The following is a 16,481-nucleotide window of genomic DNA, read 5'->3' on the forward strand; positions in this document are numbered from 1 at the left end:
AGCGCGGGTGGCGTCGGGAAGCGGCCCTTTCAGGAGTTGTGCGTGTCCACCATGGTTGGAATGCGCGCCCGGAGATCGGGTGCGGTCTTGGGGGTTCTTCAGTCCTCGTGCGTACCGGTGTAGGCGACCACGCTGAGCACCATGTCGGATTCACCCTCGAAGCGGACCTGTATCTGCCCGGCTTCCTGGGTATCCCGCAGGCCGGTACGCATGCCGCTGGGACCCTCGGAACCGCATGAGCCCATGCTGCTGCCGCCTGTTTCCCGTCCATTGCCGTCGATGATCGAGAAAGAGTGAGATACGGACCTTGAACAGGTCAATTCAACGCTTATGTGATCGCTGGTGAGATTGCGGGGCAGTTCAAAGTCCATGCTGGATGAGAAGCGTTCGGCGAGCACCACGTGCTCGCTGCCCGGTTCGCCATCGTCGAGCGGGTGCAGGCCCTGCTGGATCTGGTGGGCGGCCATGGAAGGAGGCAGCTGCGAGATTCGCTGGTCCAGTCCGTCCGCGGAATACGGCTGCAGGGGAACTGGTGTTTCGGGCACCTGGATGGGCAGCGGGTGGGCATCGTGGCTTCCGCCGCTCGAGGAGGAAGGCTCCGGGGCATCGTTGATCTCGTCGATCGGCATGCAGGCCGTCATCAACAGCCCCAGCCCGGCCAGGGTCGCAACCACCATCGAAAAACGCTTCATGACCTGACCCTATACGCATGCTTCGGCGTGCGGGCGGTTTACTGGGTTCGATCCCGCATCATTCGGGATTCACTGCCCTTCAGCGCGCGTGAAGGTCACGACGCTGAGTTCCATCCCGGATTCCCGGTCAAAGGCGAGTTGCACCTGGCCCAGCCGGGGGTTGCCCCGGATGCCGATCCCAAAGCCGTTGGGCACGCCGGGCGAACACTCCGATGACGAGCCGCCGCCCAGCGGGGCCCCGTCGATGTCGAAGAGCATGACCTCGAAGCCGATGCTGTTGGAGCAGGCCACCTCGATGAGGACCATGTCGCCCGGGTTTTCCCGGGGCAGGGCAAAACGGCTGCTTGCGGTCAATTGCTCCGCCAGAAGCACCAGTTCGCTGCCCGGCACTCCATAGTCGATGGGGTGCGAACCCTGTTGGATCTGGGGTGCGGCCATCGAGTGCGGCAGCTTGGCGATCCGCTGGTCGAGGTCGATGGTGCTGTATTCCTGCAGCGGTAGATCCTCACGCGGCGCTTCGACGGGCGGCACATAGGTGTCGCCGGTGGAGTTCGTGGATTCGTCGGGTGTCGGGACGGAGGTGTTCCCGTCAATCGGCATGCAGGCCGTCAACAAGAGGCCAAGGCCGGCCAATGCTGCGATCAATCCCGAAAAACGCTTCATGGCCTCACCTTATCTGCGCCGCCCGATACCCGCTCGCTTCGGCAACCCATCCTTGCAATGTGTCGGATTCCGTCGGGGTGTTCCTACGCCAAGAACGAAGAGGCCTTGCCGCTGGACCGGGCGCGATGTTGGCTCGAGACATGAAGCAAATACTGTTGCTGGGCGGGACCGGGTGGCTGGGACAAACACTTTCCCGCCAGGTGCTGGATCGCGGACACGCGGTGACCGCGCTGGCCCGCGGCACCAAGCCATTTGCCCCTGGTGTCAGCGCCGTGATCGCCGATCGCCAAGCACCTGACGCCTACGGACAGGTGGCGGGCCGGGCCTGGGACCTGGTCATCGAGCTCACCGACAGGCCGCGGTTCGCCCGCGAAGCGGTCCGGTTCCTGGGTACGGCCGCCCGGAACTGGGTCTTGGTCTCCTCGTGTTCGGCCTATGCCCTGCAGTCCGAGCCCGGCGCCGACGAAACGGCGGCGATCCTGGAACCGCTTCCCGAGTCCGAGGACGGGGTGAGCGCGGATTTCGGGCGGGCCAAGGCGGCCTGCGAGTTGGTGACCATTCAATCGCGCCAGGGGAAGGCGCTGGTGGTACGTCCGGGGCTGATCGGCGGTCCGGGGGACCCGAGCGGCCGCAGCAGCTACTGGCCGCTGCGCTTTGCCGATCCCCGGGAACCGGTGTTGGTTCCGTGGGCCCCCGAGGGGCAGGCCCATGTGCAGGTCATCGATGTGAGGGACCTTGCCGCATTCATCATGGAGGCGGGAATCGCCGGTGAACACGGACCGATCAATGCCGTGGGGCGGGTGCACGAGCTGGGGGAAGCCTTGGATCTCGCGCAACGGGCGGCGCAACGGGTCGATCTTTCGCGAGCGGCACCCGTGCGGGAGGCCACTTGCGTGCGCTACGGGGTGGAGCACATGGGCCTGGACGGCGTGAATCCCTGGGCCGGCCCCAAATCGCTTCCGCTGGTCCTTCCCGAGGGCAGCGGGTACGCGGGTTTCGCCCGGCGCTCCGGCGCCCGTGCAACGGCTGCCGGGTTGCACCGCAGGAGCCTGGGCGAGACTTTCGAAGACATCGTGCGGCACGCTGGCGGCAGCGGAACCGGGATGCTGCCCTCCGGGCTCAGCGCCGCGGAGGAAACCGCCGTGCTGGGGGCCGTGCGGAAGCGCGGCGGTGCCTCCGGTTGACATCCGGCATCCGCGGCCCGCAGGATTGAAGGGTCCCATTGCCTACGAACGGACCTGACGTGCTCCTGGTTCTCGCCTTCGCCTAATCCGCGCCAAGGGAAACCCGCCTGCCCGCTCCGCCCCCGCATTCCGGGGAAGCCTGGGGCCGCCAGTGCGGAAGTTTCGGCGCACCCTTCGTCGAAACGAGCACCACCATGCAGCACCAAACACCCATCGTCATTGACCGCCTCGGCTTTTCCTGGCCCGATGGCGGCACGGTTTTCGACGGCCTTTCCACCGTATTCTCCCGCGGCACCACCGGCCTGATCGGGCCCAACGGGTCGGGAAAATCCACGCTGTTGCGGCTCATCGCCGGGGAACTGGCCCCCGTGCACGGAACCATCCACGTGGACTCCCGGCCCGCCTACCTGGCCCAAAACATCGTCCTGGACTCCCACCGCAGCGTGGCGGAGCTGATGGGGATATCCCGTGCACGTGCGGCGCTGCACCGTGTCCTGGGCAACAGTTCCGAGGACCTGGAGCTCGACCTGGAGACCATCGGGGACGATTGGGACCTGGAGGAACGTTCCGCGGCCCTGCTGAACGGCTACCTCGAAGCTGACATCAGCCCTCAATTCCTTGGACGGACCGTGGGCACGCTCTCGGGCGGCGAGACCATGGCCGTGGGGCTGGCCGGCCTTGAGATCCGCGGCGACGCGATCATGCTGCTGGACGAGCCAACGAACAACCTCGACCGGGCGGCCCGGCACCGCCTGTACGAGATGGTGCAGCGCCACCCCGGGACCCTGGTCGTCTCCACGCATGACAAGACGCTGCTGGGCCTGGTTGGTTCGCTGGCCGAGCTGCGCCCGCTGAACGTGCGTGCGCTGCGGGCCGAGAAGATCGAGGTGGTGCGTTTTGGGGACTGGGCATCGCGGGAGGAAGCCCTGGGCCACGAGGGGGACAGCGCCGCCCGCAGGCTCAGCGATGCCCGCCGGAAATTGGCCATCGAGAAGCGCCAGGCCCGGGAGGCCGAAACCAAGATCGCCAGGCGCTCCAAGCAGGGGCAGAAGGCAGCCGAGTCCATGCCCAAGATCCTGGCCAACACGTTGCGCAACAAGGCCGAGGTCTCCGCGGCCAGAAGCCGCGGCATCATGAAATCGCACGAGGTCGATGCCGCTGCGGAGCTGGCAGCAGCACGCGACGCCTTGCCGGTGGACCTGCGCATATCCATCGAGCTGCCCGGCACCCGGGTGTCGGCCGGGCGCAGCATCGTCGAGCTGCCCGGCGGGTCAATCGCCCGTGGGGTCTTGCACGAGGACTCGGAACCCATCGACCAGGAAGCGGTGCTCGGGATCATGGGGCCCGAGCGCATCGGGCTGGTGGGCGGGAACGGGGTCGGCAAGTCCACGCTCCTGGACCAGATCAACGCCCAAGCCAAGGTACCCACGGGTTTCCTGCGCCAGCGCCTTGACGCCGGGGAACCCGGAAGCTGGGCCGGACTCCGGGATGAAGTGAGCATGCTGGAGAACCTGCGCCTTGCCGCGCCGGGCGTGGCTCCGGGGGTGCTGAGGGACCAGTTGGCGGCGTTCCATTTCCGGGCAGGCCGGGTCGATGAGCCGGTGTCTCAGCTTTCCGGGGGCGAGCGGTTCAGGGTGGCGTTGGCGATGATCCTGCTGGCAGACCCGGCCCCGCAATTGCTGCTGCTCGACGAGCCAACGAACAACCTGGACATGGCCACCGTTGAACAACTGCTCTCGGCGCTCGAGTCCTTTGGGGGTGCCATGGTGGTGGCCAGCCACGACGAGGAATTCCTCGCCGCGCTGGCCACCGACCGCGAATGGGAAATGCGGCGCCCGGCTAAACTGCCGGTCGCATGACGTGCTTGGTGCCCGGCACGTGTTCGGGTGCATGGGCAACCGCCCGGACCCCGAGCTCGGCCAACGCAATGATGGTGAACGCGTTGAGGCCGTGCAGGGCGCCAACCCAGGCGGTTTCGAACGCCGCGAAGGCCAGCGAGATCTGTACCAGCACGGCGAGCACGAGCCACAGGGCCCATCTCAGGCCGGCATGGGCGAAGATCGATATGACCAGCAATGCCAGCACGAGCACCGGGATCGCGAGCATCCCGACCTCGCCGTGCATGATGGCTGTCAGGGGCGGTTCTGATGGGAGAACCCCGGATTCGAAGGACGGGATCAGCCCGAACATCGTCCAGGCAATGAGGGCCGCCTGAACGACAACGGCGGCAGCGATGATGTGGGCAACAACCTTGTATGCGGTACGCACCTTGGATGGCCTTTCTTGCGAGTGCGGAGGTGCTTCTCAAGGATGGCCAACAGTGGCCCCGTGGCCGCGAAGTCATCTCAATGAGGTGCGAGTAATTCGGTTGTGTATGGGCGGCCCAAGCAGATTGATGGGCTTACGGTAGTCCCCGTCCTGCGCCATTACCAGCACAGCGGAGGTATCAATTTGCACAGGATTCGCGGGGCCCTCCGCCGAGCCCTCCGCCGAGCCCTCCGCCGAGCCCAGCGCTTACCACGCCTCGGCAATGATTTCCGCCAACAAGGCATCGCCGTCGACAGCCAGACCCCGCGCAGAGAACCACGCGCACACGTTGTGGCAGTCGCGCTGCAGCAACCCGACCCCGCGTTCGTTGCCCGCCAAATCGACGAACTGGGGCAGGTCGATGACCACGAGGCGCTCGCCGGCGGCCAGGACGTTGTAGGGCGAAAGGTCCCCGTGGGCAAAGCCCAGCCGGGCAAAGGTCTTCATGGCCTCGACAAGCTGCATCCAGTAGCTCTCCAGCCGCTCCGGGCCGGGACGCACATGCTGCAGCCGCGGCGCCGCGGCGCCCGGGGCTTCAGGATCCTCGATGAACTCCATCAGGATTTCCGTGCCCATGATCTGTACCGGATAGGGAACCGGGGCGCCCGCCTCGAAACAGAGCCTGAGGTATTGCCACTCGGAATTGGCCCAACGTGAGGCCTCGACGATTCGCCCGTAGGTGCTGCCGTTTTTCAGGGCTCGGGCATCACGTGAACGCTTGACGTTGCGCCCCTCGGTGTAGGTCGAGGACCGGGTGAAGGACCTCTGCTCCGGTGACCGATAGCGCTTGGCAGCCAACAGCACGTGCTGGTCCGTGGTGGCCCGCTCGATCAAGAAGACGTCGGCTTCCTTGCCGGTCTTGAGCACACCGAGCTCGGTATCGATTGCACCGGCATCCTCGATGACGAACTCGGGGTACGGCAAGGGCCCCCGCATGAGCTTCTCGGTGGCCGGCCAGGTAGACCAGCGTTGGGATTCCGAGAGCTGGTCGTCAAGATAGTTCCAGTCATTCGCACGATCGGTGTGCCTGGCGTCGGCGCCGGCGGATCGCCGTTCAAAGGTGTCTGGAAAGTTGTTTTCTACGTAATTCTGCATTGCTGGAGTAACTCCTGTGGGAAGGAAAACATGGATCCGGGGTCATGGCTGGGACACTCATTGGTTTCCTCCTCGGGTAGTTACTGTCGCTGGTTATTCAAGGACACCACAACTCATTGATGTATGTCAATCACTTGGGACTTCGGGTTTGTGGTGAGGGTGGGTGCCATTGCCGAGCATAATGATAAGCGTTATGGTTGCGGCATGATCCGGGGAGCTACGTCCCCGGGCCACATCAAGCGGGACGGAGCCGGGACAATGTCCATATTGGGAACTTTCGTCATGTTGCTTATGGCGTTTCTGGTGGCACTGCTTGCGGCGCCGCATGTGGCCCGGAAGGGCAAGACCCCGGAAGTTGGGCTCACTCGTTGGGTGGCCATCGCCTACGTGGTGATTGCCGGCGGAGCAACAATCTACCGGCTTGCCGAGATCGCCATGAGCCCCAACCTGAGAATCAGTATGCCGGTGAGGGAGTTCTGGCCGCGGATCCCCGCAAGTGCGGGTGTGGAGGGGCCAACCGCCCAGGTGGTTTCCGGTGGAATCACCCGGGCCCTCGTCGAAGTCCAGGGGCTGGCATCCGGAACCCGGTGGCTGCTTGGGGCAGGAGAGCTTCTCCAGGGGATTGCGGCACTTTTTATTGGTGCAGCGGTCATCAGCATGTGCAACGGACATCTCAGGAAGGTGAGTTTCAGGCCGGCGCTCGTCAAGTGGTTCTCCGCCGCGGCCGTGGTGATTGTGGTGTGCGGGCTGGCCTGGCAGGTGCTCGAAGGCATTGCGGGAATGCAGGCATCCGAGCAGGTGCTGGGGGTTGTCGGGGCGCACTGGGATACGGCCAGCATGGGCCGCGAAAGCCTGAATGACATCATTGGCCAGCTGGAGCCAAGCGGGCTCGAGCTTGAGGTCAATTTCTGGCCGCTTTGGGCCGGTCTTGGGCTGTTCACCACTGCACAGATCTTCAAGCGCGGACTTGAAATGCAAAAAGACACGGCAGGACTGATTTAGTGGCTCGCGAAGAGCCCGAGGACCACACCGAGATCAGGTGCCGCTTGGGAGAACTGCTTGAAGAAAGGTCGATGACGCTGGTCGAACTGAGCGAGCGGGTGGATATCAGCGTGGTGAATCTGTCGATCCTGAAGAACAACCGCGCCAGGGCGATGCGCTTCTCCACGCTGCAGGCGATCTGCAAGGCCCTGGACTGCGAGGTCGGGGAGCTGCTCAGCTACGCGCCGTTGCGGTAGCAAGCCACCGGTCGCCTGCCGGCCTTGAGTCGGTGGCGTTGCGCGCTACTTCTTGATGTCGATGATCAGATTGGTGATCCGCAGGGTGCACAGGCGCTCGCCGGCCTCGTTCTCGATGAGGACCTGGTGGCTGGCCATGCGGCGTCCCAGGCTGATCGGTGTGGCGGTGATCGTGATGATCCCCTCGCGCGCTCCTTTGTGGTGGGTGGCCGAGATGTCCACTCCCACCGCGGACTTGCCCATGGTCGAGGCGTGCTTCACCGCGGCCCATGAGCCAACTGCCTCGCCAACGGCCAGCGAGGCGCCGCCGTGCAGCAGCCCGAAGGACTGGCGGTTTCCCTCCACCGGCATGGTCGCCACGACCCGCTGCACCGATTCCTCGATGATCTTGACGCCCATCTTGATATCAAGTTCGCCCAGGGCAATCTGCCAGACTCCGTCGATGGAGGTTTCCGGGGTGGGCGCGGTGGGGCGCTCTGCGCTCATGCTGCATTTCTCCTGAATGTCGGGGCTGTGTGACGCCCGAGACTCGTGGCGTTCCTCCCCATACTGTACTGTGGTTGCTAATACTGACCGATCGTTCAGGAAGGATTTCGTCGATGACGACAACTCCCATGGCTCCACTGGTTCCCAGCTTCGTCCAAAACTCCTGGTGGACCCCCTCCGATCCAGACGGTGGGACCTCCGTGCTGGATGCCAACACCGGCGAGCCCCTGGCCACGGTCAACAGCGACGGCCTGGACCTGGCCGCCGTCGTCGAGTACGGCCGCACCGTCGGCCAGCGCGAACTGGGCAAGCTGAGCCTGCACGAACGCGCCCTGAAGCTCAAGGAACTGGCACAGTTCCTCAACGAACGCCGCGAGGAACTCTACGAGATCTCCTACCGCACCGGCGCCACCAAGATCGACTCGATGGTGGACATCGACGGCGGCATCGGCGTGCTGTTCACCTTCTCCTCCAAGGGCCGGCGCGAACTGCCCAACTCCAACGTCATCCTCGACGGTCCCATGGAGGTGCTCTCGCGCGACGGCTCCTTCGCCGGCGAGCACATCTACACCCGCATCCCGGGTGTTGCCGCACAGATCAACGCCTTCAACTTCCCGGTCTGGGGCATGCTCGAGAAGTTTGCACCCGCCTTCATCGCCGGGGTGCCGACGATTGCCAAGCCAGCCACCCCCACCGGCTACGTCGCCGAGGCGATGGTGCGCCTGATGGTCGAATCGGGCATCCTGCCCGCAGGTTCCATCCAGCTGATTTCCGGTTCCGCACGGACCCTGCTTGACGTGCTGGACTACCGCGACATGCTTTCCTTTACCGGATCCGCCTCCACCGCCTCGGCGCTGAAGTCCCACAAGAACGTCATCGACGGCGGTGTGCGCTTCACCGCGGAGACCGACTCGCTCAACGCGGCCATCCTGGGCCCCGACGCGGTGACCGGCACCCCCGAATTCGAGGCCTTCGTCAAGGCCGTCACCACGGAGATGACCTCCAAGGCCGGGCAGAAGTGCACCGCCATCCGCCGCAACATCGTCCCGGCCGCGCTGGTCGACGACGTGGTCAAGGCCGTGGGCGAGCGCCTCGATGCGCGCGTGGTCATTGGCGACCCGCGCGCCGAGGGCGTGACCATGGGAGCCCTGGCTTCCCTGGAACAGCTGCGCGACGTGCGCGGCGCCGTCGAGGAAATGATCGCCGCCGGCGGCGAGATCGCCTACGGAACCCTTGACGCACCTGTGGTTCGCACCATGGGCGGCGAGGAAAAGACCGTCGATGCCGGGGCCTTCATGTCCCCGCTGATCCTCACCTGGGACGACGTGGAAAACCAGGCCGTGCACAGCCGCGAGGCCTTCGGCCCGGTCTCCTCGGTGATCGGCTACACCGACCTGGACGACGCCATCCACCTGGCGGCCATGGGCGCCGGTTCGCTGGTGGCCACGGTCTGCACCAACGACGCGGACACCGCACGGATACTGACCACCGGAATCGCCTCGCACCACGGGCGCGTGCACATGCTCAACCGCGAAACCGCACGTTCGTCCACCGGCCACGGCTCCCCGGTCCCGCACCTGGTCCACGGCGGCCCGGGCCGCGCCGGCGGCGGCGAGGAACTCGGCGGCATCCGCTCGGTCAAGCACCACATGCAGCGCACCGCCATCCAGGGCTCGCCCAACATGCTCACCGCCGTCACCGGCGTCTGGCACACCGGTGCCGACCGCGTCATTGCGGGGGACCCGGAATTCGGCGCCGTCGCCGGTGCCATCCACCCGTTCCGGAAGTCGTTGGCCGAGCTGAAGATCGGCGACGCCTACGCCTCACCGCTGCGCAAGGTATCCCTGGAGGAGATCACCGCTTTCGCCAACGAAACCGGCGACACCTTCTACGCGCACACCGACCGCGCCGCGGCCGAGGCCAACCCGTTCTTCCCCGGCATCGTCGCCCACGGGTACCTGCTGGTCTCCTGGGCTGCAGGGCTCTTCGTCCAGCCCGCCCCAGGGCCGGTGCTGGCCAACTATGGCCTGGAGAACCTGCGCTTCATCACCCCGGTGCCCGACGGGGACTCGATCCGCGTCACCCTGACCGCCAAGAAGATCACCCCGCGCGTCACCGACGAGTACGGCGAGGTCGCCTGGGATGCGGTCATCAACAACCAGGACGGCGAGATCGTGGCCACCTACGATGTGCTGACCCTGGTGGAGAAGGAAGACACCACCTACGCCAACTGGGGCAAGTAGCACCACGCCGCGCGCCCGCGCCGGCACTTCCATTGGCCGGCCGCCTGTTTCCCTTCGCGGGTGCAGGCGGCCGGCCATTGCCGTTTGCCGGTGGCCTGGACCGCGGGCGGGGCGCGTGGTGGGCCGTGCCCCGGATGTGAGAAGGTAGCGGGCAGGGGAATGAACCGCCTTTCGCATGGCCCCCGGCGCCGGTTTGCCCCGCGTGCGCACACGAGGAACGAGGAATCGATGAATGCACCGGTCATCCAGGATGCCAATGCCTGGACCGAACGCGAACAACTTGAATTCTTCGGTTCGCCGGAGTTCGCCGGGATCCTGGCCGATGTCGTACGGCCCATGGGACTGGCGGATGCCAGGGTCACCGTGGCCGAGTTGCACCACCGGCCCGGGGCTGGGGTCTCCGGGGTCTTCGAGGCCACCAATGGATCCACCACCCTGTACCTGGGAGCCACCGCCGAAAAGCTTGAGGTGGTTCCCGAGGGAACCGTGCACCTGGACAGCGGGCAGGGAAGCGTCATCGTCTGGCTTCACCCGGCCGACCCGCTGCTGCCCGGACTTCCCCTGGCAACCACCCCGGCGCTGGTCGAGGAGCACTGGGGCGGGGGCCGGGCGATCGAGGAACTGCGGACCCTGGCCTATCGACCGCTGCGCCGGGCGGTGATGCTGGCGCGGTTCGGCGACGGGCAGCAATTGTTTCTCAAGGTGCTGCGCAAGGACGCCGAGCTGCTGCACGAGAAGCACCTGGCGCTGCTGGCCGCCGGAATCCCGGCACCGATCCCGGCGGGGCCGCCGATCGACGGGGTCCTGGCATTTCACCGGGCGCACGGGGTGCCCCTGGCCGAGGACCTCATGCACGCCCCGGAACTGCCGCTGGCGCCGCAACACATCATCGGGCTGCTCGACGCGTTGCCGCAAACCCTCCTGGAGGTCCCGGCGCGGCCGGCTTGGTCCGATCGCCTGGGCTGGTACGGGCATGCCGCGCAAACCGCGGTCCCCGACCAGGCCGGACATATCGGGGAGCTGCTCACACGCCTGGCCCGCATCCTGGAAACCGCGCACCGCGGTGAGCTGGTGCCCAGCCACGGGGACTTCTACGAGGCGAACATCTTCGTCGAGAACGGAACCATCACCGGGCTGCTCGACATCGATTCGGCCGGTCCCGGGTACCTGGTCGACGATCTGGCCTGTTTCCTGGGACACCTGGCGGTCCTGCCGGACCTGGACTCGCGCTACGGGCGCGTCAACGGCTACTTCGAGGCCTATGCCGCGGCCTTCGAAGCGGAACTCTCGAACCGCGGGGTCTGCGCCAAGGGGCTGTACGCCCGGGCGGCGTGCGTGGTCCTGTCGCTCGTGGCAGGGGCCCGTGACGAGGCGAATCCCGACTGGCATGCCGTGGCCCTGGCCCGGTTGGCGCTGGCGGGACAGCTGCTGGCCCGCGCCGAATAAGTCCACGATGGCGAAGATGAGAGCGTTCTCATCGAGCTCTCCTCTTCGGCTCACATTCATTGGTCATGCTGGAAGCAGAGCAAGGGCAAGACAATGAACGAGAGGTTCGCAGCCATGAAGAAGTCACGTACGTTTTGGTCCATCACTGGTGCGCTGGGCGTAGTCGCCATCGGCGCGGGCGTTGCAGTCGCCCAGCCGATCGCCCCGGTCAACGAAACCGTTCTCATGCAGGAAAGCGCTGCACAGCACGGATTCTCCTCCGTGGAGCGGGTCGCCGAAAAGGCCGATGCCTCTGCCGCGGTGGCCGACTCGGCACAGTCTGCAACATCCGCGGTGTCGGCGAAGTCCGCAGTTTCCCCGGTGTCGGCGAAGTCCGCGGTTTCCCCGGTGTCGGCGAAGTCCGCGGTTTCCCCGGTGTCGGCGAAGTCCGCCGTTTCGCCGGTGTCTGCCAAGTCCGCGGTATCCCCGGTGTCTGCCAAGTCGGCTGTCTCCCCGGTGTCGGCCGTCTCGCCCGTCTCGGCGAAGTCCGCGGTCTCCCCGATGTCGCCGCAGTCCGCACCCTCGGCCGCCAGCGCCATCTGACGGACAGAAGCCAAGACATGCGGCGGGTGCCGGTTCCAAACCAGGAGCCGGCACCCGCCGCATTCTTGGACCCGGCCACGCCGGGCCAGTCTTCGCACCCGCCCGATGTCGTGCCTGATCAGTGTACGATCGCCGTGGCATACTGTGGTTAGTGAAACCAGAAGACGCCAATCCAGGCCGCCTGGACATGGAAGCCGCCGCCCGGATGTGGGACGAGTATGCAACGGCCCACCCGGAGGCAGTGCGCCTGTGCGCGGAGTATTCGGTCGAGCGCTTTGGGGATTCGGTCGAGCTGGCCGATGCCCTGCCGCATGAAGTGATCCCTGGCAGCAAGTGCGCAACCTCGACCCTGGCCCGGGAATTCCCGGACGACGGGGAATCCCTACCCCGCCTGGGCTCGCACTGGATCGCCTGCGACGGCGCGGGCACCCCGAGGGTCATCCTGCCCAGCATCGAACTGAGGTTGTGATCTTTCAACGACGCTGACGCCGATTTTGCCAGGGACGAGGGCGAAGACGATCGGTCCCTGGAAAGCTGGCGGCACGAACACCGCAAGTACTGGCAGTGCACCGAAGCCGCCCGCGGACGGATCTGGAACGAAGACGATCCGATAGTTTTCGAACGCTTCCGGATTGCCTGGCCGCCGGCGCATTCGGGCAAGGAATCCGAAGCGAGGGCAACCGGGTCCTTGTAGGGAGCGAAAACACCGCAACCGAGTGCCATGCGAAGCCAGGGGGAGCCGAATTCAAGTGGTGCGCGCAATATCAGGTAGTTAATGGGGGTAGCCACACCTGTTGTCCGCCCGTTGTGGCGGATGTACCCTTCGTACATCTGGAACGCAGCATATCCACAGGGTCCTTGTGGGGAACACAAAGTGGGGCTCGTGCTTGCTGGGAGTGCAATCGATCTGTTGGGTGCCGGATGCAGTGTCCAACTCGTCGATCAGAGGGATCCCATGAACAAGATCTTTGCCATTCCCAGCGCAATCTTCATCGCTTGCGCGACCATGCTGGTGGCCCCGGCAACCGCAGCACCGCCGGCCGGCTCCCAGCTCTCCGGGGCGATCTTCACCTCGGATGTCACCGGCACGCCGGTCAACCTGAACGTCTACGATGCCAAGGAAGATGTCTACCTCAACGGCGGGCCCGGTATCAATGCCCCCGACGACGCGGCGGGCCTGCCCGCCGGAACCTATTCCTTCCAGGTCACCGATCCCTCGGGAAAGGTGCTGCTGTCTTCGGACCCGGTTGCCTGTCGCCAGTTCACGGTGAATGCCAGCGGCGTCATCCAGGACACTTCGCCCTCGGGCGCCTGCGCCCACGCCACCGGGCTCGACGGTGAAGACGGAGGGGCAACCGTTCAGTTGTTCCCGTACGCCGACACCCCGAACAACGGCGGGGTCTACAAGGTCTGGGTCACCCCCACCGACAAGCTGGACTGCTCGGACCGGAGCAGCAAGAACTGTTTCGTGCCGCGCTACAGCAAGGTGGACAACTACAAGGTCCTCAGCGACATGATCGTCGAGATCGACGTGCGGTTCTGGAAGAACGGGGTGGCCATGGATGGCTACGCCGCCACGTGGACCGACACCAACGGCGCCCACAACGTGAAGTTCTCCGAATGGAACCCTGCGGTGCTGGCCTTCCACGAGGCCCACTTCGAGGCAACCGAGCAGGGCACGCACTCCATCCGTGTGGCCAGCCAGCCCGGCTGCACCATCGTGTCCGTCCAGGCGCCCGACGGCTCCGCGGCCAAGGTGAAGGGCTCGACCTCGGACGTGGCGGTGACCGTCGCCGACCACGCCGACGGGAACCACACCTACTGGGTGGATGTCACCTGCAAGTAGACAAGCAAGGAAGCGTTCCGGCCGGGTGCCCATTTCGGGCATCCGGCCGGAGCACGCCAGGCACGCAAACCGTGCCGGAGCGACCGGCGGGACGCGTGGCCGCAACCTCGCCGGCCACCCGGGCCCGAAGCCGGACCGCCGGCTAGCTCGGTTCCTCGAAGCGGTAGCCCATGCCACGTACCGTGGTGAACCATTCGGCTCCCAGCTTGTTGCGCAGGTAGCGCACGTACACGTCCACGACGTTGGAGCCCGGGTCGAAGTCATAGCCCCAGACCCGGGAGAGCAGCTGTTCGCGGCTGAGGACCTGCCCGGGGTTGCGCATGAAGGCCTCGGCCAACCCGAATTCCCTGGCCGAGAGGTCGATCTCGCGCCCGTGCAGGCGGGTGCGGCGGCTGCCGGCATCGAGCTCCAACGGCCCCACGCGGATCACCTGGTCCTCGGGCACAGCCGCCTGCGGACGCAGTCGCAGCCGCACCCTGGCCAGGAGCTCCTCGAAGCGGAAGGGCTTGGCCATGTAGTCATCCGCCCCGCCCTCGAGCCCGGCAACGGTGTCGTCGATGCTTGAGCGCGCGGTCAGGATGATGACCGGGGTATCGACATTCGTGGAGCGGATCCGCGAGAGCACCGAGAACCCGTCCTCGTCGGGCAACCCGAGGTCGAGGATGATCAGCTCGAAGTCCCCGGTCTGGGCCAGGTAGCCGCCCTCCTTGCCGGTATCGGCGACGGTCGGCTGGAAGCCGGAGGACTTCAGTCCCTTGGCAACGAAGGAGCTGATGCGCTCTTCGTCCTCAATGATCAGTATCCGGCTCATCTTCTTCTCTTTCCAGGCTGGTGGGGATTTCAATGACGAAGGTCGAGCCGACGCCCACGTCGGAGCTCACCCCGACGGACCCGTGGTGTGCCTCGGCGATGGCCGAGACGATGTTCAAGCCCAGGCCAGAACCCTCGGTGCGCTTGGAATTGCGGCCCCGCCCGAAGCGCTCGAAGATCCGTGACTGGTCCTCGGCCCCGATGCCGACCCCCTCGTCGCGCACCCAGATGCGCAGCACCGATTCCCCGTTGGTGCCGGCGGTGATGTTGGTTCCCATGGTGATCGTGGACCCGTCGGCGGAGAACTTCACCGCGTTGGAACACAATTGCAGCACGGCCTGGGTGATCCGCTGGGGATCGACGTTGGCGGTGGCCTCCACGCGGTGCCCGATCCGCCAGACCCGCTCGCCCAGCGGGCGGGCCCGGTCCAGCAACTCGTCCAGCAGCGTGCCGATGTTCGTGGGCACGGGTTGGACGAAGTCGACGCTGTTGGAGGTGGCCAGGGTGACCAGGTCATTGATCAGCAGGGACATCCGGTCCAGTTCGGCCAGGGCGATGTCCCGCGACTGGTCCACGTCCACCGGATCGGACCGGTCCATGAGTTCGAGGTGCCCCTGGATGATGGTCACCGGGGTTCGCAGTTCGTGGCCCACGTCGTCAAGCAGCTGCCGCTGGGAGACCATGGCGTTTTCCACGCGGTCCAGCATGGCGTTGACGGTGATCGTCAACTCGGCCAGGTCGTCGCGCCCGACGACCTCGATGCGCTGGGACAGATCGGATTCGGAGATCTTCCGGGCCGTGTCGCGCAGCAACGCCACAGGGCGCAGGAACCTGCCCACCAGCAGCCATCCGGCGGTCCCCGCGGCCAGCAGGATGACAATCCCGACCACCATGTACATCACGAAGCCGCGGTTCAGTGCCTGCTTCTCGGCCGCGTAGTCGTAGGCGAAGACCAGGTGTGCCGGGGTCCGGGGCTGGGTGACAGTCAGCGGGATGCTGACCGCGCGGTAGGTGGACTGGCTGGTCGGCACGGTCTGCAGCATGATTTTCTCGTCGGGGGCCTCGTGAGCCGCCCAGGCGACGAATCCCGGGTCGTTTTCCAGGCGGGTCTGCACGACCTCGGGGGCCGTCCAACGCACCTTCTGGTTGACCAGGCTCAACATCCCCTCGTGCCGTGCCGGCAGGGTTTGCTGCATCGCGGTGTACAGCAGCACCTCGGCCGTGAGCGGTTCGGCGGCGGTCGCCAGGTCGGAGCTGCGTGCGGTGAGCACCTGGAACTCCTGGACGCTGCGCTTGAGCGAGTCGTCGATGCGGGCGTCCATGGTCTTGACCTGCAAGAGGTAGACCACGGTTCCGGTGACGGCGAAGGCCAGGGTCATCAACCCGAGCATCCCGGCCAGCACCCGGGTGCGGACGGAGAACCCGCGGCGGGCAAAACGGGTGCCTTCGGGCGCGGAGGCAAGTTGTTGGGCGAGCTCGGGAATCCTAATCATCATCGTCCCCGTCCCCGTCGTCGTCATCTCGATCATCGTCATCATCATCGTCGTAGGCCTTGGACGGCGGCAGCGGCTTGACCGGCGCCGACTTGCTGGGCAGGACCGTGGGCTTCTTGGACGGGGGACTGGTCGAAGGCCTGGGCGATGTTGAAACCGATGGCTTCGGCGTGGGCACGGCCGAGGGGCTTGGAGTCGCGGATGTCGGTGACGGGGTGGCAGGTGCTGTGCCTTGCTCGATCGTGATCCCCGGGCCCAGGTTCACCGCCGGCGGAGCCGAAAGCTCCAGGGCAACCACGTAGGCGCCGAAACCCAGTGCCAAGAGCGCCGCCAGCGCGGCCACGATCTTGCCGATCTTTCCCAATCCCATGACCCCAAGTATGGCCGAGATTGATG

General features: G+C 65.9%; 17 protein-coding genes and 1 pseudogene. 10 read left to right on the forward strand and 8 right to left on the reverse strand.

What is annotated here, in order from left to right; all coding sequences use genetic code 11:
* Positions 1-98 precede the first annotated feature (98 nt).
* Positions 99-692 carry a hypothetical protein gene (locus tag JOF46_RS08700; protein ID WP_209906955.1) on the reverse strand — a complete coding sequence of 198 codons (594 nt, stop codon included), beginning with the start codon at positions 690-692 and terminating at the stop codon, positions 99-101.
* 69 nt (positions 693-761) lie between these two features.
* Positions 762-1,355 (reverse strand): hypothetical protein, encoded by a 594-nt coding sequence (locus JOF46_RS08705; protein ID WP_209906956.1) that lies wholly within the window; start codon positions 1,353-1,355, stop codon positions 762-764.
* Between the two features lie 140 nt (positions 1,356-1,495).
* Between JOF46_RS08705 and JOF46_RS08710 the strand changes: the two genes are divergently transcribed.
* A complete protein-coding gene (locus JOF46_RS08710; RefSeq protein ID WP_209906957.1) occupies positions 1,496-2,539 on the forward strand; it encodes an NAD-dependent epimerase/dehydratase family protein in 1,044 nt (347 codons plus the stop codon).
* 194 nt (positions 2,540-2,733) lie between these two features.
* Positions 2,734-4,398: an ATP-binding cassette domain-containing protein gene (locus JOF46_RS08715; protein ID WP_209906958.1), complete on the forward strand. Its 1,665-nt coding sequence runs from the start codon at positions 2,734-2,736 to the stop codon at positions 4,396-4,398.
* On the opposite strand, the gene JOF46_RS08720 is transcribed toward JOF46_RS08715, so the two are convergent.
* Both JOF46_RS08720 and JOF46_RS08725 read right to left on the reverse strand, forming a co-directional pair.
* Positions 4,379-4,807 carry a hypothetical protein gene (locus JOF46_RS08720; RefSeq protein WP_209906959.1) on the reverse strand — a complete coding sequence of 143 codons (429 nt, stop codon included), beginning with the start codon at positions 4,805-4,807 and terminating at the stop codon, positions 4,379-4,381. The two genes, JOF46_RS08715 and JOF46_RS08720, sit on opposite strands and share 20 nt — an antisense overlap.
* Before the next feature lie 246 nt (positions 4,808-5,053).
* Positions 5,054-5,941: a serine protein kinase RIO gene (locus tag JOF46_RS08725; RefSeq protein WP_209906960.1), complete on the reverse strand. Its 888-nt coding sequence runs from the start codon at positions 5,939-5,941 to the stop codon at positions 5,054-5,056.
* A gap of 258 nt (positions 5,942-6,199) precedes the next feature.
* On the opposite strand from JOF46_RS08725, the gene JOF46_RS08730 reads away from it, so the two are divergent.
* Both JOF46_RS08730 and JOF46_RS08735 read left to right on the forward strand, forming a co-directional pair.
* On the forward strand, positions 6,200-6,943 hold the full coding sequence (locus JOF46_RS08730) for a hypothetical protein (RefSeq protein ID WP_209906961.1): 744 nt from the start codon (positions 6,200-6,202) through the stop codon (positions 6,941-6,943).
* A complete protein-coding gene (locus JOF46_RS08735) occupies positions 6,943-7,179 on the forward strand; it encodes a helix-turn-helix domain-containing protein (protein WP_209906962.1) in 237 nt (78 codons plus the stop codon). Before JOF46_RS08730 ends, JOF46_RS08735 begins: the two co-directional genes overlap by 1 nt.
* A gap of 45 nt (positions 7,180-7,224) precedes the next feature.
* Here the strand turns inward: JOF46_RS08735 and JOF46_RS08740 are convergent, their stop codons facing one another.
* Positions 7,225-7,665 (reverse strand): PaaI family thioesterase, encoded by a 441-nt coding sequence (locus tag JOF46_RS08740; RefSeq protein ID WP_209906963.1) that lies wholly within the window; start codon positions 7,663-7,665, stop codon positions 7,225-7,227.
* 113 nt (positions 7,666-7,778) lie between these two features.
* Between JOF46_RS08740 and paaZ the strand changes: the two genes are divergently transcribed.
* The 6 genes and pseudogenes from paaZ (at position 7,779) to JOF46_RS08765 (ending at position 13,782) form a co-directional block, all read left to right on the forward strand.
* The gene (gene paaZ, locus JOF46_RS08745) at positions 7,779-9,908 is read left to right on the forward strand and encodes a phenylacetic acid degradation bifunctional protein PaaZ (protein WP_209906964.1); all 2,130 of its coding nucleotides are present in this window, start codon (positions 7,779-7,781) and stop codon (positions 9,906-9,908) included.
* Between the two features lie 228 nt (positions 9,909-10,136).
* Positions 10,137-11,354 carry a phosphotransferase gene (locus tag JOF46_RS08750; RefSeq protein ID WP_209906965.1) on the forward strand — a complete coding sequence of 406 codons (1,218 nt, stop codon included), beginning with the start codon at positions 10,137-10,139 and terminating at the stop codon, positions 11,352-11,354.
* Between the two features lie 93 nt (positions 11,355-11,447).
* Positions 11,448-11,936 carry a hypothetical protein gene (locus JOF46_RS08755; RefSeq protein ID WP_209906966.1) on the forward strand — a complete coding sequence of 163 codons (489 nt, stop codon included), beginning with the start codon at positions 11,448-11,450 and terminating at the stop codon, positions 11,934-11,936.
* Positions 11,937-12,087: 151 nt separating this feature from the next.
* Entirely contained in the window at positions 12,088-12,405 is a 318-nt protein-coding gene (locus JOF46_RS22700; protein ID WP_342592406.1) for a hypothetical protein, read from the forward strand.
* 15 nt (positions 12,406-12,420) lie between these two features.
* A pseudogene (locus JOF46_RS22705) lies at positions 12,421-12,630 on the forward strand (hypothetical protein); the annotation flags it as partial.
* Positions 12,631-12,891: 261 nt separating this feature from the next.
* Positions 12,892-13,782: a hypothetical protein gene (locus JOF46_RS08765; RefSeq protein ID WP_209906967.1), complete on the forward strand. Its 891-nt coding sequence runs from the start codon at positions 12,892-12,894 to the stop codon at positions 13,780-13,782.
* A 142-nt stretch (positions 13,783-13,924) separates the two neighbouring features.
* Here JOF46_RS08765 and JOF46_RS08770 read toward each other — a convergent pair whose 3' ends face one another.
* From JOF46_RS08770 to JOF46_RS08780, 3 genes are read right to left on the reverse strand one after another with little or no spacing between them, the layout of a single operon-like run.
* Positions 13,925-14,593: a response regulator transcription factor gene (locus JOF46_RS08770; RefSeq protein ID WP_209906968.1), complete on the reverse strand. Its 669-nt coding sequence runs from the start codon at positions 14,591-14,593 to the stop codon at positions 13,925-13,927.
* Positions 14,571-16,088, reverse strand: a complete 1,518-nt coding sequence (locus JOF46_RS08775) for a sensor histidine kinase (protein ID WP_245348064.1) — start codon at positions 16,086-16,088, stop codon at positions 14,571-14,573. Before JOF46_RS08775 ends, JOF46_RS08770 begins: the two co-directional genes overlap by 23 nt.
* Positions 16,078-16,455, reverse strand: a complete 378-nt coding sequence (locus JOF46_RS08780; protein WP_209906969.1) for a hypothetical protein — start codon at positions 16,453-16,455, stop codon at positions 16,078-16,080. Before JOF46_RS08780 ends, JOF46_RS08775 begins: the two co-directional genes overlap by 11 nt.
* Between the last annotated feature and the right edge of the window lie 26 nt (positions 16,456-16,481).

The sequence above is a fragment of the Paeniglutamicibacter psychrophenolicus genome, assembly GCF_017876575.1.
In the GTDB taxonomy this organism is placed as follows: Bacteria; Actinomycetota; Actinomycetes; order Actinomycetales; family Micrococcaceae; genus Paeniglutamicibacter; species Paeniglutamicibacter psychrophenolicus.

Excerpts from the sequence above, each read along its gene's own strand:
- JOF46_RS08710 (WP_209906957.1), top strand. The coding sequence starts at position 1,496 with ATGAAGCAAATACTGTTGCTGGGCGGGACCGGGTGGCTGGGACAAACA.
- JOF46_RS08725 (WP_209906960.1), bottom strand. The coding sequence starts at position 5,941 with ATGCAGAATTACGTAGAAAACAACTTTCCAGACACCTTTGAACGGCGA.
- JOF46_RS08705 (WP_209906956.1), bottom strand. The coding sequence starts at position 1,355 with ATGAAGCGTTTTTCGGGATTGATCGCAGCATTGGCCGGCCTTGGCCTC.
- paaZ (WP_209906964.1), top strand. The coding sequence starts at position 7,779 with ATGACGACAACTCCCATGGCTCCACTGGTTCCCAGCTTCGTCCAAAAC.
- JOF46_RS08780 (WP_209906969.1), bottom strand. The coding sequence starts at position 16,455 with ATGGGATTGGGAAAGATCGGCAAGATCGTGGCCGCGCTGGCGGCGCTC.
- JOF46_RS08740 (WP_209906963.1), bottom strand. The coding sequence starts at position 7,665 with ATGAGCGCAGAGCGCCCCACCGCGCCCACCCCGGAAACCTCCATCGAC.
- JOF46_RS08755 (WP_209906966.1), top strand. The coding sequence starts at position 11,448 with ATGAACGAGAGGTTCGCAGCCATGAAGAAGTCACGTACGTTTTGGTCC.
- JOF46_RS08700 (WP_209906955.1), bottom strand. The coding sequence starts at position 692 with ATGAAGCGTTTTTCGATGGTGGTTGCGACCCTGGCCGGGCTGGGGCTG.
- JOF46_RS08730 (WP_209906961.1), top strand. The coding sequence starts at position 6,200 with ATGTCCATATTGGGAACTTTCGTCATGTTGCTTATGGCGTTTCTGGTG.
- JOF46_RS08775 (WP_245348064.1), bottom strand. The coding sequence starts at position 16,088 with ATGATGATTAGGATTCCCGAGCTCGCCCAACAACTTGCCTCCGCGCCC.
- JOF46_RS08770 (WP_209906968.1), bottom strand. The coding sequence starts at position 14,593 with ATGAGCCGGATACTGATCATTGAGGACGAAGAGCGCATCAGCTCCTTC.
- JOF46_RS08765 (WP_209906967.1), top strand. The coding sequence starts at position 12,892 with ATGAACAAGATCTTTGCCATTCCCAGCGCAATCTTCATCGCTTGCGCG.
- JOF46_RS08750 (WP_209906965.1), top strand. The coding sequence starts at position 10,137 with ATGAATGCACCGGTCATCCAGGATGCCAATGCCTGGACCGAACGCGAA.
- JOF46_RS08715 (WP_209906958.1), top strand. The coding sequence starts at position 2,734 with ATGCAGCACCAAACACCCATCGTCATTGACCGCCTCGGCTTTTCCTGG.